At 64.9% G+C, this 14,790-nt stretch carries 13 protein-coding genes and 2 pseudogenes; 8 read left to right on the top strand and 7 right to left on the bottom strand.

The genetic code is table 11. From position 1 onward, the window contains the following. The first annotated feature begins 45 nt into the window (after nucleotides 1-45). On the top strand, nucleotides 46-837 hold the full coding sequence (locus PMI42_RS13120; RefSeq protein ID WP_008134777.1) for a fumarylacetoacetate hydrolase family protein: 792 nt from the start codon (nucleotides 46-48) through the stop codon (nucleotides 835-837). Between the two features lie 200 nt (nucleotides 838-1,037). Further along, a complete protein-coding gene (locus tag PMI42_RS13115; RefSeq protein WP_008134776.1) occupies nucleotides 1,038-1,826 on the top strand; it encodes a transporter substrate-binding domain-containing protein in 789 nt (262 codons plus the stop codon). Between the two features lie 7 nt (nucleotides 1,827-1,833). On the opposite strand, the gene PMI42_RS13110 is transcribed toward PMI42_RS13115, so the two are convergent. The 4 genes and pseudogenes from PMI42_RS13110 to PMI42_RS13095 form a co-directional block, all read right to left on the bottom strand. After that, a complete protein-coding gene (locus tag PMI42_RS13110; protein ID WP_008134774.1) occupies nucleotides 1,834-2,574 on the bottom strand; it encodes an IclR family transcriptional regulator in 741 nt (246 codons plus the stop codon). 20 nt (nucleotides 2,575-2,594) lie between these two features. Continuing rightward, on the bottom strand, nucleotides 2,595-3,446 hold the full coding sequence (locus PMI42_RS13105) for an HpcH/HpaI aldolase/citrate lyase family protein (RefSeq protein WP_008134772.1): 852 nt from the start codon (nucleotides 3,444-3,446) through the stop codon (nucleotides 2,595-2,597). Beyond that, nucleotides 3,446-3,913: pseudogene (locus PMI42_RS13100) on the bottom strand (MaoC family dehydratase); the annotation flags it as partial. The pseudogene PMI42_RS13100 and the gene PMI42_RS13105, both read right to left, overlap by 1 nt. A 30-nt stretch (nucleotides 3,914-3,943) precedes the next feature. Further along, entirely contained in the window at nucleotides 3,944-5,146 is a 1,203-nt protein-coding gene (locus PMI42_RS13095) for a CaiB/BaiF CoA transferase family protein (RefSeq protein ID WP_008134770.1), read from the bottom strand. A gap of 226 nt (nucleotides 5,147-5,372) precedes the next feature. On the opposite strand from PMI42_RS13095, the gene PMI42_RS13090 reads away from it, so the two are divergent. From PMI42_RS13090 to PMI42_RS13065, 6 genes are read left to right on the top strand one after another with little or no spacing between them, the layout of a single operon-like run. Beyond that, on the top strand, nucleotides 5,373-6,401 hold the full coding sequence (locus PMI42_RS13090; protein ID WP_035965528.1) for a TRAP transporter substrate-binding protein: 1,029 nt from the start codon (nucleotides 5,373-5,375) through the stop codon (nucleotides 6,399-6,401). 29 nt (nucleotides 6,402-6,430) lie between these two features. Beyond that, nucleotides 6,431-6,985 carry a TRAP transporter small permease subunit gene (locus tag PMI42_RS13085; RefSeq protein ID WP_008134768.1) on the top strand — a complete coding sequence of 185 codons (555 nt, stop codon included), beginning with the start codon at nucleotides 6,431-6,433 and terminating at the stop codon, nucleotides 6,983-6,985. An 11-nt stretch (nucleotides 6,986-6,996) separates the two neighbouring features. After that, nucleotides 6,997-8,286 (top strand): TRAP transporter large permease, encoded by a 1,290-nt coding sequence (locus PMI42_RS13080; RefSeq protein WP_008134767.1) that lies wholly within the window; start codon nucleotides 6,997-6,999, stop codon nucleotides 8,284-8,286. Nucleotides 8,287-8,322: 36 nt separating this feature from the next. After that, entirely contained in the window at nucleotides 8,323-9,489 is a 1,167-nt protein-coding gene (locus PMI42_RS13075) for an acyl-CoA dehydrogenase family protein (RefSeq protein WP_008134766.1), read from the top strand. A 22-nt stretch (nucleotides 9,490-9,511) separates the two neighbouring features. Further along, nucleotides 9,512-11,065: an AMP-binding protein gene (locus PMI42_RS13070; RefSeq protein WP_008134765.1), complete on the top strand. Its 1,554-nt coding sequence runs from the start codon at nucleotides 9,512-9,514 to the stop codon at nucleotides 11,063-11,065. A 7-nt stretch (nucleotides 11,066-11,072) separates the two neighbouring features. Then, the gene (locus PMI42_RS13065) at nucleotides 11,073-12,323 is read left to right on the top strand and encodes an acetyl-CoA hydrolase/transferase family protein (protein ID WP_008134764.1); all 1,251 of its coding nucleotides are present in this window, start codon (nucleotides 11,073-11,075) and stop codon (nucleotides 12,321-12,323) included. Nucleotide 12,324: 1 nt separating this feature from the next. Here the strand turns inward: PMI42_RS13065 and PMI42_RS13060 are convergent, their stop codons facing one another. The 3 genes and pseudogenes from PMI42_RS13060 to PMI42_RS13050 all read right to left on the bottom strand — a co-directional run. Further along, the gene (locus PMI42_RS13060) at nucleotides 12,325-12,861 is read right to left on the bottom strand and encodes a hypothetical protein (RefSeq protein ID WP_008134763.1); all 537 of its coding nucleotides are present in this window, start codon (nucleotides 12,859-12,861) and stop codon (nucleotides 12,325-12,327) included. A gap of 13 nt (nucleotides 12,862-12,874) precedes the next feature. Next, on the bottom strand, nucleotides 12,875-14,194 hold the full coding sequence (locus PMI42_RS13055) for a hypothetical protein (protein ID WP_008134756.1): 1,320 nt from the start codon (nucleotides 14,192-14,194) through the stop codon (nucleotides 12,875-12,877). Between the two features lie 76 nt (nucleotides 14,195-14,270). Next, a pseudogene (locus PMI42_RS13050) lies at nucleotides 14,271-14,790 on the bottom strand (hypothetical protein); the annotation flags it as partial.

Raw genomic sequence — 14,790 nt, 5'->3', positions numbered from 1 at the left:
GAATAGCCACACAGGAAACGAGTGTCCAAGCCAGGGAATAAGATCATGAGAAAAACCTCTCGACGCGACGTGCTGACTGCCGCAGCCGCGATGACTGCGGCGGGCCTTGCCGATACGGCACCGGCCGCGGCCCAGGCCGCACCCAAACCGATCTTTCCGGTGCCGATGATTGCAATCCCGATCGTCGGCGAGAGCCAGGTGTTCCAGGTCCGCCGCATCTATTGTATCGGGCGCAACTACGCCGCGCACGCGATCGAGCGCGGCTCGGATCCGAACCGTGAGCCGCCGTTCTTCTTCCAGAAGCCGACCGACGCGATCCAGAACGTCGCGGTCGGCGAGGTCGCCGATCATCCCTATCCGTCGCTGACCAAGAATTATCATCACGAGGTCGAGCTGGTCGCCGCGCTGAAATCCGGCGGCACCAACATCCCGGCCGAGAAGGCGCTCGACCATGTCTACGGCTATGCGCTCGGTCTCGATATGACCCGGCGCGATCTGCAGAACGGCATGGCCGCGGAGAAGAAACCGTGGGAGATCGGCAAGAGCTTTGACCACGCCGCGGTGATCGGCCCGATCCACCCCGCCAGCAAGACCGGCCATTTCGAGATGGGCGCGATCTCGCTCGCGATCAACGGCACCGTGAAGCAGAGCTCGGATCTCAGCAAGATGATCTGGAGCGTCGCCGAGCAGATCGCGAAGCTCTCCGAAGCGTTCGAGCTGAAAGCCGGCGACATCATCTATTCCGGCACGCCCGAGAATGTCGGCCCGGTGGTGAAGGGCGATGTGCTGCTGTGCAAGCTCGATGGCCTGCCGGACATGTCTATCAAGATCGTGTAACAGCGGTTTTCCTCGCCTCTCCCCGCGTGCGGGGGAGAGGCCGGAATCTGCAAAGCAAATTCCGGGTGAGGGGGACTCTCCGCGAGTCTAACTCTCACCGTCCCCGCGGAGGCTCCTCACCCCAACCCTCTCCCCGCAAGCGGGGCGAGGGAGTGCACCGTTAGCTTGTCGGCGGACTCGTCCAACCTTGGAGACGCAAGATGTTGCGGCTTGGTTTGATGGCTACATTGGGCTTTGCGTTCGTACTCGGTATTGCGGGCGCAAAGGCCGAAGGCCCCAGCGATATCGCGCCTTCGGGCACCTTGCGCGTGGCGGTGGCCGTCGGCCCCGCCGCCTCGGCGTTCTGGACCACGCGCGACCCGTCGACCGGAGAGCCGCGCGGCGTCACCGTCGAGCTCGCCAAGGCCGCCGCGGACAAACTGCACGTTCCGCTTCAGCTCGTCGAATACCGGAGCTCGGACGAGATCGCGGCCGCCAGCGGCAAGGACGTCTGGGATCTCTCCTTCATGCCGGCGGACGTCAAGCGCGAAGCATTCGTCGACCAAGGGCCGGCTTATGTCGCCTATATGAGCGGCTATCTCATCCGCGCCGGGTCGGACATCCGCTCCGTTGCGGACGTCGATCGCGCCGGCATGCGGGTCGGCTGCATCGAGGGGACATCGACGTCGCGCACGGTCGAGAAGTCGTTGAAGCAAGCCAGGTTGACGAAGTTCGTGAAGCCGGAGGAGGCGGCCGGGCTGATCGGCAAGGGCGAGCTCGATGCGCTCGCGATGGGCATGGGCGCGCTGGAAGACCTTTCGCGAAAACTGCCGGGGACGAAGGTGCTCGACGAGGTGATCCAGTCGACCGGCGTGGTCGTGGTTGTGCCGAAGGGCAAGGTGGCGGCAAAGGTTTGGGCCGCGCACTTCCTGGATGCCGCCAAGGCGGACGGCACCGTGCGCCGCGCGCTGGACGGCAATGGATTCACCGGCGACAAAGTCGCGCCGTAGTTTCGCGTCAGGCGGCGGTCTTCGGCCTCAACCGGTCCACCGTCCGCGCGATCAGCGCGGCCACCTCGGCGACCTTCGGCCCAATCCGAAACTCGGGCCCTGCAACGACGACCGAGAGCCTGCGATCCCCGACCGGCAGCGGGATCGCAGCACCCGCGAGATCGCGGCTGTAGTCCGCAAAGCTCTGGCAATAGCCGCGCGCGATCGAGTTGCGCAGCTCGGTCTCGACGGCGTCGATGCTGATCGGCGTCGAGGGGCCGTATTGCTTGAACTCGATCTTGCGATAGACCGAGTCGCGCTCTTCCTGCGAATATTGCAGCAGCAGCGCCCGGCCGCTCGCGGTGGCGTGGATCGGCACGCGGTGGCCGATGGTGGCGAAATAGCGGATCGCGGCCTGGGACTCGACGACGTCGATGAAGACAGCCATCACCCCGGCCGGCGCGACGATCGAGGCCGTCTCGCCGGTCTCCGCGGAGAGGTCGGCGATCAGCTGATGCGTCCAGGGCGGCAGCGGCTCGACCTCGGAGATCAGCCGCGCCATCGCCAGCCAGCGCGGCGTCGGATAGAAGCCGGCGCGCGGTCGCGGTTCATAGAGATAGCCCTTCTCCGACAGCGTCGCGAGCAGGTTGAAGGTCGACGAGCGCGGCCAGCCGAAATGATCGGCAATCTCGGCAAGCGTCGCCGGCTTCCTCGTTTGTGCGAAGAATTCCATGATCTCCAGGACGTTGGCGGCTTGGCGAACGATCATGGTGGGGCTTGGTTCCTGGTCTAGGGTTGGCCGAGGATCTTCTTCGCGGCGCGAAGATGCGGCTTGTCGATCATCTGGCCGTCGAGGCGCAGCGTGCCGGAGTTTGGATTGCTCGCGAACGCCGCGATCACCTTCTCCGCCCATGCGCGCTCGGCGTCGGTCGGCTCGAACGCCGCGTTGACGACGTCGACATGTTTGGGATGGATCAGCGCCTTCGCCGAAAAGCCGTCGCGCCGCGCCGCACGCGTTTCCTGCTCGAGGCCGGTGAGGTTGTCGATGTCGGTATAGACGGTGTCGATCGGCGCCACCTCGGCCGCCGCCGCCGCCATCAGGCAGAGATCGCGGGCGAGGCGATAGGGGCTGTGGAACACGCCGCCGGATGCCTTCTCGGTCGCGCCGAGCGACGCCGAGAGATCTTCCGCGCCCCACATCAATCCGGCGAGCCGAGGGGAACAGCCCTTGTAGCTGCCGAGTCCGAAGATCGAGCCGGCGGTTTCCGTCGCGACGCAGACGATGCGTGTCGTGCCGACCGCGATGCCGGCTGCGGCTTCCAAAGCCTCCAGCCAGGTCGCGACCTGCCGCACGTCGTCGCCGCCTTGCGATTTCGGCAGCACGATGCCGTCGGGCTTGCCCGGCATCACCGCGGCGAGGTCGGCGAGCGTCATGCCGGTGTCGAGTGCGTTGACGCGGACATAGAGCTGATGCGGTTTGCTGCGGCTCTTCAGCATGGCCAGCGTGAGCCCGCGCGCCTCCACCTTCTTCTCGGTGACGACGGAGTCCTCGAGATCGATGATCAGTGCGTCGGCTTTGCCTTCGCTCGCCTTCTCGAATTTGCGCGGGGAATCGCCCGGCACGAACAGCATCGAACGCATCAGACCGGCCTCTTGTGCATCATCGCCATGCGGCGGCATTTGCCGACGATCTCGTCGTTCTGGTTGAGAGCGTGGTGCTCGAATTCGACGATGCCCGCTCTCGGGCGCGATTTGGATTCCCGCAACGAAAGCACCTTGGTCGTCGCCCGCAAGGTGTCGCCATGGAAGACCGGTTTCGGAAAAGTGACGTCGGTCATGCCGAGATTGGCGACGGTGGTGCCCATGGTCGTATCATAGACCGTCATGCCGATCATGATGCCGAGGGTGTAAAGGCTGTTGAAAATGCGCTGGCCGAACTCGGTCTTTTCGGCGAAATGCGCGTCGATATGCAGCGGCTGCGGGTTGAGCGTCAGCAGGCTGAACATGGTGTTGTCCATCTCCGTGACGGTCCGGGTCAGCGGATGCCTGAACTCCTGGCCTACGGAAAACTCCTCGAAATAAAGTCCGGCCATCGCGGTTTCCTCCCTGTATCGTTGCGATTTTGACCGACGCGGCCGTTAAGCCGGCGCCGCCAGATGAACTGCTTTCTGCTCTGCGAGCTGTTCGATCTCCTCGGCCGAGAACCCGGCTTCGGATAAAATGTCGCGGCCGTGCTGGCCGAGCGTCGGCGCGGGTCCCGCGGCTTCCGGCTGGGTCACGCTCCAGGTGGAGGGCACGCGCATCTGCCGGATGCGGCCTTCCACGGGGTGTTCCACCGTCCTGAAGAAGTCGATCGCATTGAGATGCGGATCGTCCAGAATCGTCTCCAGCGTGTGCATCGGCATCACCGGAATGTCTGCGCGTTCCAGCAGCTCGCGCCATTCAGCGGTGGTACGCGTGAGGAAGATGTGACCGATCTCCTCGTAGATCTCGTCGATATGTTTCGTCCGCGACGCATGGTTGGCGAAGCGGGGCTGCTGCAAGAACTCAATCTGCCCGATCGCCTCGAAGAAGCTGCGCCAATGCTTGTCGTTGTAGATGAGGACGCACAGATAGCCGTCGCTGGTCTTGTAGGGCTTTCGATAGCGCGAGAGCAGGCGGGCATAGCCGCCATGGTCGAGCGGCGGATCGTAGGTGAGGCCGCCCAAGTGATCGACCAGCACGAACTCGGTCATCGATTCGAACATGGGCACGTCGATACGCTGTCCCTGGCCGGTGCGCTGCTGGTGCATCAGCCCGCCCATGATGGCGTTGACCATCATCAGCCCGACGATGCGGTCCGCGATGGTGACGGGGACGTAGCGCGGCGTGCCGTCGCCGGCGGCCGCGAGCAGCGTCGGGATCGTGGCCGCACCCTGGATCAGATCGTCATAGGCAGGTTTTGCGGCATAGGGGCCGGACTGGCCGTAACCAAAGGCGCCGACATAGAGGATGGCGGGGTTGATCGCGGCCAGCGTCTCGTAGTCGAGGCCGAGCCGCGCCATCGCCTGCGGGCGCACATTATAGACGAGTGCGTTGGCGCGCTTGGCCAGCCGCAGCAGCGCGTCGCGGCCTTCCGTCTTCTTGAGGTCGAGCACGATGCTGCGCTTGCCGCGATTGGCGTTGAGAAACATCCCGCCCATGCCGGGCGTGCGGCCGGGACCGATCTGGCGAACGATGTCGCCCTCGGGGCTTTCGACCTTGATGATGTCAGCGCCCATGTCCGCAAGCACCTGGGTGCCGTAGGGGCCCATCAGCACCGAGGTCAGGTCGAGAATGGTGAAGCCGGCGAGCGGTCCCATGGGGCCTCGTGGGATGAATTCATATACGTGGAGTTAGAGTTCATAAAATGCGGATGTCAATCGGTGAACCGTTGCCCAAGCGCATGGCTCTATGCATAGTTCATATGCTTGACATATAAATTCACATATATGTACATTTTCCTCAAGCAAGAAATGGAGTGAGGGCCGGACGGTGTTGCAGCAATTGGCTGCCGCCTTCGGCTTGGGACGCGTCAGGGAGAATGAAATGAAGACAAATCTGGTCCGCGCTGCCGCCGTGCTCGCGCTTTTGCTGCCGGTCTCGTCCATGCCGGCGCAGGCGCTGGAACTGAAGGTCGCCGACAGCTTCCCCGGTGACCACTATCTCGTCCGCCTGATGCTCAAGCCCTGGATGGACGACGTCACCAAGCGGACCAACGGCGCGGTCACCTTCACGCACTATCCGAACCAGCAGATCGGCAAGGCCACCGACATGCTGCGGTTGACCCAGTCCGGCGTGGTCGACATCGGCTACATCGGGCCGTCCTACGTCTCGGACAAGATGCCCCTCTCCGAGGTGGCGCAATTGCCGGGTGCGTTCCAGACGAGTTGCCAGGGCACGCTCGCTTATTGGAAGTCCGCGCGGGAAGGCGTCCTGGCCAAGCAGGAATACGCGCCGAACAAGATCAAGTTGCTGATGGCCGTGGTGCTGCCGCCCTACCAGGTGTGGACCGCCAAGGCGAAGGTCGAGACGATCAAGGACATGCAGGGTCTGAAGCTGCGCACCACGGGCGGCGCGCAGGATCTGACCGTGCGTACGCTTGGCGCGGTGCCGGTGCGCATGGCCGCGCCGGATGCCTATGAATCGCTGTCGCGCGGCACCATGGACGGGCTCTTGTTCCCGATGGACAGCGTCGTCGCCTATGGTCTGGACAAGCTGGTGAAGTATGCGACCGAAGGCGTCAGCTTTGGCAGCTTCATCGTTGCCTACTCCATCAATCAATCGGTCTGGGACAAATTGCCTGACGATGTGAAGAAGGCGATGAACGAAGCCTCGGAAGCGATCACGCCGAGGGCCTGCGCCGATGTCGACAAGGAGCAGGACGTCACGCAGCAGAAGATGAAGGACCAGGGCATCGGCTTCACGCCCCTTCCGGATGCCACGCGCGCGGAAATGAAGGAAAAGCTCAAGGGCGTTGCGCAGGAATGGGCGGCGGGGCTCGACAGCCGCGGCAAGCAGGCCTCCGCCGCGCTCAAGGAGTTCGAGGGCCTGCTCGCGGCCGGCGGCGCAAAGTAATCTGCGCAACAGCAACGGGGGATGCAGACGTGATTAAGGCGCTGGAAAATGTACTCGGCGTGCTGGAGCGCGCGCTGACGGTGATCGCGGCAATCTCTCTCTTCGCCATCATGGCGCTGGTGGTGGCCGACGTGTTCATGCGCTACGTCTTGAACAGCCCGTTCTCATTCACCTATGACCTGATCGGGCTCTATCTCCTCGCCGCCGCGTTCTTTCTCACGTTGTCCGACACCTTGCGCGTGCACGCGCATGTCGGTGTCGACGTTCTCTTGACGCGCTTTCCTCCGGCGGGGCGGCGGCTTTCGGAGATCGTCACCGCGCTGACGGGATTGTTTGTCTTCGTCCTGATCAGCAAGGTCGGGTTCGAGCGTGCGCTGGAGAATTACGAGCAGCACGACGTGCTGGCTGGTGCGATTGCCTGGCCGACCTGGATTTCTGCCGCGCTGGTGCCGTTCGGTTGCGGCGTGCTCGTGTTGCGGCTGGCGCTGCAGCTCATTGGAAACGTCCTCAGCCTCCTCTCCGGCCGTGATCTCTTTCCCTTGCCGCCTCTCCATGAGGCCGGCGAAGCCCGCTCCTTCGAATAACGGCAGCATCAATGACGGTCATCCTCGTACTCGGCCTGCTTTTCCTCCTGCTGGCGATCGGCACGCCGGTCGGCTTCGCCATGGGCTTCGCCGGTTCGGTCGGCCTCCTGATGGTCGGCGGCACCGGCACGCTGTTCGGCATTCTCCAGACGGCGCCGCTTTCGACGGTCTCGTCCTATGAGTTGATTACGATCCCGATGTTCCTGCTGATGGCGGATCTCGTCCTGCTGTCCGGGGTTGCCGACGACATGTTCAAGACGGCCTCCGCATGGGTCGGCCGAATTCCCGGCGGGCTCGGCATGGCGACGGCGCTGGCGGGTGCGGGCTTCGGTGCGATCTGCGGCACGTCGACCGCTTCAGCCGCGACTCTGTCATCGACGAGCCTTCCCGCGATGATCCGGCAAGGCTACGAGCCCAAGATGGCTGCCGGTGTCGTCGCCATCTCGGGGACGCTGGCGATGCTGATCCCGCCCAGTGTCGCGCTGGTGATCTTTGGCCTGCTCGCAGAGGTCAATATCGGTCAGTTGCTGATCGGCGGCATCATCCCGGCGATCCTCGTGACCGCGACCATCATGGCGACGATCTACTTCCTGGTCTGGCAGGACCCGTCCCGGGCGCCGCGCATCGAGCCGGTATCCTGGCGAGAGAGGTTTTCGCTGCTGTGGCAGATCGGGCCGATGGTGCTGCTGTTCTCGCTGGTCACAGGCACGATCTATCTCGGCGTGGCGACACCGACGGAAGCCTCCGCTCTCGGCGCTGCCGGAGCGCTGGCACTTGCCGTTGCCAAGCGCAGGGTGACCCCGGCCACGCTGTATCGCGCGTTGCTCAGCGCCTCCCACGGCACATGCATGATCGTGACGATTCTCGTTGGCGCCTCGATCTTTGGCTACTTCTTCACGCTCACCCATGTGACCCAGGACCTCGTCGCCTGGATCGGTTCACTGCAGACCTCGCGCTGGGTCATCATCGCGCTGATCCTGTTCGGCTACATCGTGCTCGGCTCGTTCATGGACCAGATCGCGATCCTGGTGCTGACCGTGCCGATCGTTCTGCCGCTGATCAAGACGCTCGGCTTCGATCCGATCTGGTTCGGCGTCATCAAGATCGTCACCGCCGAAGTCGGCATGATCACGCCGCCGGTCGGGCTGAATTGCTTCATCGTCGCCCGCTACGCCAAGCGGCCGGTCGCGGAAGTCTTCCACGGTACCTTCCCGCACTTCATCGCCCACCTGATCGCGATTGCGATCCTGGTGGCGTTTCCCTCGATCATTCTCTGGCTGCCCTCGCAGATGGGGCGCTAGGATCGGAGCCCGGCTCCCAAGAAGGAGATCATGACCATGGATTTCGCGCTCACCGATCAGCAGGAAGCCATTCGCGACGCCGTCGCAAAAGTCTGCGAGGACTTTCCCGACGCCTATTGGCTGAAGAAGGACCATGACGGCGGCTTCCCGCACGACTTTCACAAGGCCATGGCCGATGCCGGCTGGCTCGGCATCTGCGTGCCGGAAGAATATGGCGGCTCCGGGCTCGGCATCACCGAGGCCGCGATCATGATGCGCGCCATCGCGGAATCCGGCGCTGGCATGTCCGGCGCCTCGGCGGTGCACATCAACGTGTTCGGGCTCAATCCCGTCGTCGTGTTCGGCACCGAGGAGCAGCGCAAGCGCATGCTGCCGCCGATGGTCGAGGGCCGCGAGAAGGCGTGCTTTGCCGTCACCGAGCCCAACACCGGCCTCAACACCACCCAGCTCAAGACCCGTGCGGTCGCCAAGAACGACCGCTACATCGTCAATGGCCAGAAGGTGTGGATCTCCACGGCACAGGTCGCGCACAAGATCCTGCTGCTGGCGCGCACCACGCCGCTGGAAGAGGTGCGCTCGCCGACCCACGGCCTCAGCCTGTTCTACACCGACTTCGACCGCAACAAGATCAAGGTCCATGAGATCGAGAAGATGGGCCGCAAGATCGTCGATTCCAACGAGCTGTTCTTCGAGGATTTCGAGATCCCGATGGAGGACCGCATCGGGGAAGAGGGCAAGGGCTTTCAGTACATCCTCGAAGGCATGAATCCCGAGCGCATCCTGATCGCGGCGGAAGCGGTCGGCCTCGGCAAGGTCGCGCTGGCGCGCGCCAGCGAATATGCCAAGACGCGGGTCGTGTTCAACCGCCCGATCGGCAAGAACCAGGGTATCCAGCATCCGCTCGCGGTGAACTGGGTGGAGCTCGAGGCGGCCTGGCTGATGGTGATGTCGGCGGCCTGGCAGTACGACAAGGGCATGCCGTGTGGCGCCGCCGCGAATGCGGCAAAATATCTCGCGGGCGAAGCCGGGTACCACGCCTGCGAGCAGTCGGTGATGACCCATGGTGGGTTCGGCTATGCCAAGGAGTTTCACGTCGAGCGTTACATGCGCGAGAGCCTGATCCCGCGCATCGCGCCGGTCAGCCCGCAGCTCGCGCTGAGCTTCATCGCGGAAAAGGTGCTCGGACTGGCGAAGTCGTACTAGGCTTGTCCTCGGCAGGATCGCCATGAACCTCGCTCATCATCTGCTGCGCGCCGCCAGGGCTGATGCGTCCGCCCCGGCCCTGCTCAAGGGGCTGACGCCGGTCGCCGACTACGGTCGGCTCGCCGCGACAGTGGCCTCGCTCGCCGCGTCGCTGCGGCAGCGCCTTGGTCTCGCCAAGGGCGACCGCGTCGCGCTGCTGATGAAGAACGTGCCGGACTACGTCGCCTGCCTCTATGCCTGCTGGCATGCCGGGCTGGTCGCCGTTCCCATCAACGCAAAGCTGCATCCGCGCGAGGTCGCGTTCATCCTCGACAATTCGGGCGCTGCGGTCGTGTTCGTGACGGAGGACATGGCGAGCGTCGCCTCGGAAGCGCTGGCGCTCGGCACGGCCAAGCCGCGCATCGTCGAGATCGGCTCCGCCGAACATCGCGCCCTCGAGAAGACCGACGGCATCGCCATCGCCGATGTCGCGATCGCCGATCCGGCCTGGATCTTCTACACCAGCGGCACCACGGGGCGGCCCAAGGGCGCGGTGCTGAGCCATCGCAATCTGCTGGCGATGTCGCTGAACTATCTCGCCGAGGTCAATCCAGTTGTCCCAGGCGAGGCGCTGCTGCACGCTGCGCCGATGTCGCACGGCTCCGGCCTCTACATGGTCCCGCACGTGCTCGCCATGGGCGCGCAGATCATTCCCGAGAGCGGCCGCTTCGAGCCGGACGAGATTCTGGAGCTGACGGCGAAGCGCGACAACATCTCCTTCTTCGCAGCGCCCACCATGGTGCGACGCCTGACTGTCGCCGCAGAGGCCGCGGGCGCGACCGCGCCGGGGCTGAAGACGATCATCTATGGCGGTGGCCCCATGTACGTAGCCGATTGCAAGGCCGCGCTCGCGGTGTTCGGGCCAAAGCTCGTGCAGATCTATGGTCAGGGCGAGACGCCGATGACCATCACCTATTTGCCGAAATCGATGCATCTCGACGCCGGGCATCCGCGCCATGAGGAACGCCTTGCCTCGGTCGGCATCGCGCAGAGCGTCGTGCAGGTGCGCACTGTGGACGAAGCGGGCCGGGACGTTGCGCCGGGTGATATCGGCGAGATCATCGTGCGCGGTGACACCGTGATGTCCGGCTACTGGCAGAATCCGGACGCCACTGCGAATACGCTGCGCGACGGCTGGCTCTACACCGGCGACATGGGCGCGTTCGACGCGGACGGTTTCCTCACCCTGAAGGACCGCTCCAAGGACGTCATCATCTCAGGCGGCACCAACATCTATCCGCGCGAGGTCGAGGAGGTGCTGCTCCGGCACGAGGCCGTCGCAGAAGTCTCGGTGATCGGCCGGCCGCATCCGGAATGGGGCGAAGAAGTGGTCGCTGTCGTCGTTCCCGTTGCGGGCAGGGCGGTCACGCGGGACGATCTCGACCGGATGTGCAACGCCTGGATTGCGCGCTTCAAGCGGCCAAAGCACTATTACCTCACCGGCGAGCTGCCCAAGAACAGCTACGGTAAGATCGTGAAGACGGAGCTGCGTACGCTGCTGGGCGAGTTTTCCGCGCGCCTCACACCGATGGGCTGACGCCACAATGTCCGGGGGCGCGCCGCCGATCGATTTCTCCGGCCTGATCCGGGAAGGCGATCTCGTCGTGTGCGGACAGGCGACGGCGGAGCCGGTCACCCTGACCGAGGCGCTGATGGCACAGGCCGGGGACCTGCCGTCGTTTCGCATGATGGTCGGGCCGATATTCTCGGACACGTTTTCCGCGTCGTGTGGCCCCGGTGTCTCGTTCCAGAGCTATGGCGTGATCGGCAATGCGCGGCGGCTTGCGAAAGCCGGACGGCTCGACGTCATTCCGAGTAATTACAGCGCCTTTTGCGCCGACTTCGCCGCCCGCCGACACAAGGCGGACGTCGTTCTGGTACAGCTCGCCCAGGCCGGCGACGGGCGGTTGAGCGCCAGTCTGTCCAACGACTATGTCATCGACGCCGCACGCAGCGCACGTCTGGTCATCGCCGAGATCAATCCGGATGCGCCCTTTACGTTTGGCGCCGAATGGCCCGAGGACGTGCAGATCCATGTGCGCGTGCCGGCCCGTCGTCCACCGGTGGAATTGGCCTCACCGACGCTCGACGACGTTTCCCGGCGCATCGCCGCTTATGCGGCGGGCCTGATCGCCGACGGCAGCACGCTTCAGTTCGGCGTCGGACGCATTCCGGACGCGATCCTCTCCTCGCTCTCCCACGCGCGTAATCTCGGCATCCATTCCGGCCTGATCAACGACGCCGTCGTCGACCTGATCGAACGCGGCGTGGTGACGAATGCGGCGAAGGGCATCGATGCCGGGATCACCGTCACCAACCAGGTGATCGGGACCAGCCGGCTCTACCGTTTCGCGCATGAGAACAGGGCGGTTTCGGTGCGGCCGACATCCTATACGCATGGCCAGGGCGTGCTGGCGCGGATCAGGCGGCTGGTTGCGATCAACTCCGCGCTTCAGGTCGGGCTCGACGGCAGCGTCAATTCCGAGACGCTGAATGGTGTGACGATCGGTGCGATCGGCGGCCAGCTCGATTTCGTGCGCGGCGCGAACGCCTCTCCCGGAGGCAGGGCGATCATCGCGCTGCCGGCGACGGCCTCCGACGGCACCAGCCGGATCGTCGCCAATGTCGAGACCGTGACGACCCCCCGCGCCGATGTCGACGCCATCGTCACCGAATGGGGAATTGCCGAGCTACGCGGCTGCGGCCTTGCCGAGCGGGCGCGTCGCGTGATCACGATCGCCGCTCCTGAACACCGCGATGCTCTGTCGGCGCAACTCCGCAGTCCCGGGCGTTAGCTCAATTCATCATTGCGGGAGTCGGCCGCTGGTTCTCGCTTGACCCGATGATAGCAGGCAGATCCGTGGCCTCGCCGGCGATCATGTGCGACATGCCCCAGAACAGGTGTGCAAGTCGGGAGAACACCAGCCGTTCGCGCTCGGCCGGGACGGTGCCGTCAGGGATCGTCACGGTCTCCAGGCCGACCACTTTCTTGAAGTCGGGCCAGATCGTCATCGACTGCGCGACCACGGAGTAGCAGCGCGGATCTTCCTCGCTCTCGTCGGGCGCTGCCGGCAGGCCCGGATATTGCGTCGGCGCGGCGTAGAATTTGTAGGCGCCGTAGCCGAGCCTGAGCAGGAATTTTTCGGGGACGGCGACGTCGGCGGCGAAAGATACCAGCCGTGCTTCGCTTAGCACGTCCGGCGCGATGGCGCTGAGGTCCTGGGCGCGCAGTGCGGAGCAGAAGGCGAGGTCGCGATTGTGCTCGCGGAGCAGATTGGCCAGTGGCTGCTGCTGCTGGACGGTATCGGTGAGCAGGATGATGGTCTTGAGCATGTTGTGATGTCCGTCAGGGAAAGAGATGGCGGGCGGTCATGACCGCATTGTCGGACGCGTGGGCGGCAAAGAAATCATTGGCGATGCGCTGCCCCGGCGCGATCTCCAGGATGCGGTAGCGCGCCTGCGCTGCCGCTTCGCGCGCGGCGCCGACGTCCTCCTGCCAGGCGCAGAGCGACAGCTCCAGCCGGCCATAGCCACCGCAGTCGGTCGCATAGGCGCCGGTCACGGCCTCAACGGTGGCGGCGACCGCGCCCGCGTCGCTGGCGGAGACGTCGCGCAGGATCACGGCGATGCCGTTGTCGGTCTCGGCTTTCGAGGTCATCACCATGAAGGCGTCACGGGCGCCGGTGCGTCCGGCGCGGCGGGCCGCGCGCACGATGCCTGCAAAGGCCGGATCCGGTCCGAGCTCCAGCGTCGTCGTCTGCTGGTCATGCAGAAGAGTGGCGCGCATCGCGCCGAGGTCGCCCTTCAGCGCGTGATAGGAACGCGGCAGCCAGACGGTGTCGAGCGGCACCTGCGACGACGTCAGGCTCCAGGCCTGGTCGAGCAGATAGCCTTCCCAGATCGCGGGATAGGACGCGGCGAGCTGCTGCCAGGTGCGCAACAGGCTTTCGGCGCGGCCGGAGCGGCCAAAATAGAGCGTGCGCGCCGACATCTCCCAGCGGTTCCACTTGTGGAGCGCAACGTCGCAGCCGAGGAAGGATGGCAGCAGCGGCGCCTCGCGCAGGGTTGCGCCGGCGTCGACGAACAGCAGAGGCTCGCGATATTTGTTCCACATCCGCAGCATGAACTCGGCTTTCTCGAAGCAGAGGATGCGGTCGTTGAACTGCGTATCGATCGGTTCGATATGGCAGGCGAGATCAAACCGTTCGAGCGAGTGGCGAAGCGCGAAGGCGGCGGTCGCGTCGCCGCCGCGCGGATGGCAGGAGACGATCCGCGGGCGAACGGTGGATGCGTCGGCTGCGGAGAGGAATTTCGACCAGCCGATGCCACCCCACCACATCTCATGCGGGCCCTCGGCGCCGCAGGGGCCGACGGTGCCGAATTCGGTCAGCTTGGACTTGAGGAAGTCGAAGCCGGGATTCTCGCTTCGGGGAATGACGACGGCGCTGCCGGGCGTGAGCGAGCGGTAGAACAGCTCGGCCGCCGCGCCGCTCAGTGGCTCCTTGAGGATGATGACGCCGTTCCGCCGGCCCGCGCCGAAATCGTCGAGCGTCGGCGTGCCATGCTGGCCAACCAGCCAGCCCAGGCGGTCGCGCTGGGCCCGGCCGAGCCTGACACCGCCGGATTGCAGCAGCCGATCAAGGTTTCCGTGCGTCTCGTCCGTCAATTCCGTGCCCCTCGCGTCGCGCCGACCGTTCTCTTGCCCTTGCACTTCAACGGCCCGGGCGGCGCGATCAGGCGCATTATTTGGGGTTGGAGCCGAGCGGCGTGATTGCGACGGAATAGATCGCGATGTTCTGCGTCATCGGGGCCACCGGGATCAGCAGGCAGCCGTCCTCGCTCTCGGCGCGATAGTGCGCACCGGTCCGCTGCACTCCGGCATGGACCAGGCTTTCGGCGGCGATGCCGGCGACGTCCTGGCTCTCGGCGGCGTCACGAACGTCGTCGCCCTGCTGCACGGTGACGCCGTGAAGAAGGCCTTCGGGCGCGAATTTCGCCAGCGGCAGCGCGATCATGGCGGTCGCCATGGCGCGCGACAGGGGAATGCGCAGGCGCAACTCGCCGAGGCCGGTGCGATGGACGGTCACCGTCGCCAACGTCGCATCGCCGCCGCCGGCATGAAACAATCCGATCTGGACGGGGCCGCAAGGCCTTTCCTCGAAGACGTCGGCAGGGAGGTGGTTGGCGCCAAACAGCACATAGAGATAACCGAAGGACGGTGACAGGCCGGCAAAGCTGCCGGCGAGCCACATCGGCGGGGGC

It is taken from the genome of Bradyrhizobium sp. YR681 (assembly GCF_000282615.1).
GTDB lineage: Bacteria > Pseudomonadota > Alphaproteobacteria > Rhizobiales > Xanthobacteraceae > Bradyrhizobium.
The sequence above is the reverse complement of the archived record's forward strand: the minus strand, read 5'-3'. Positions and strand labels throughout refer to the sequence as shown.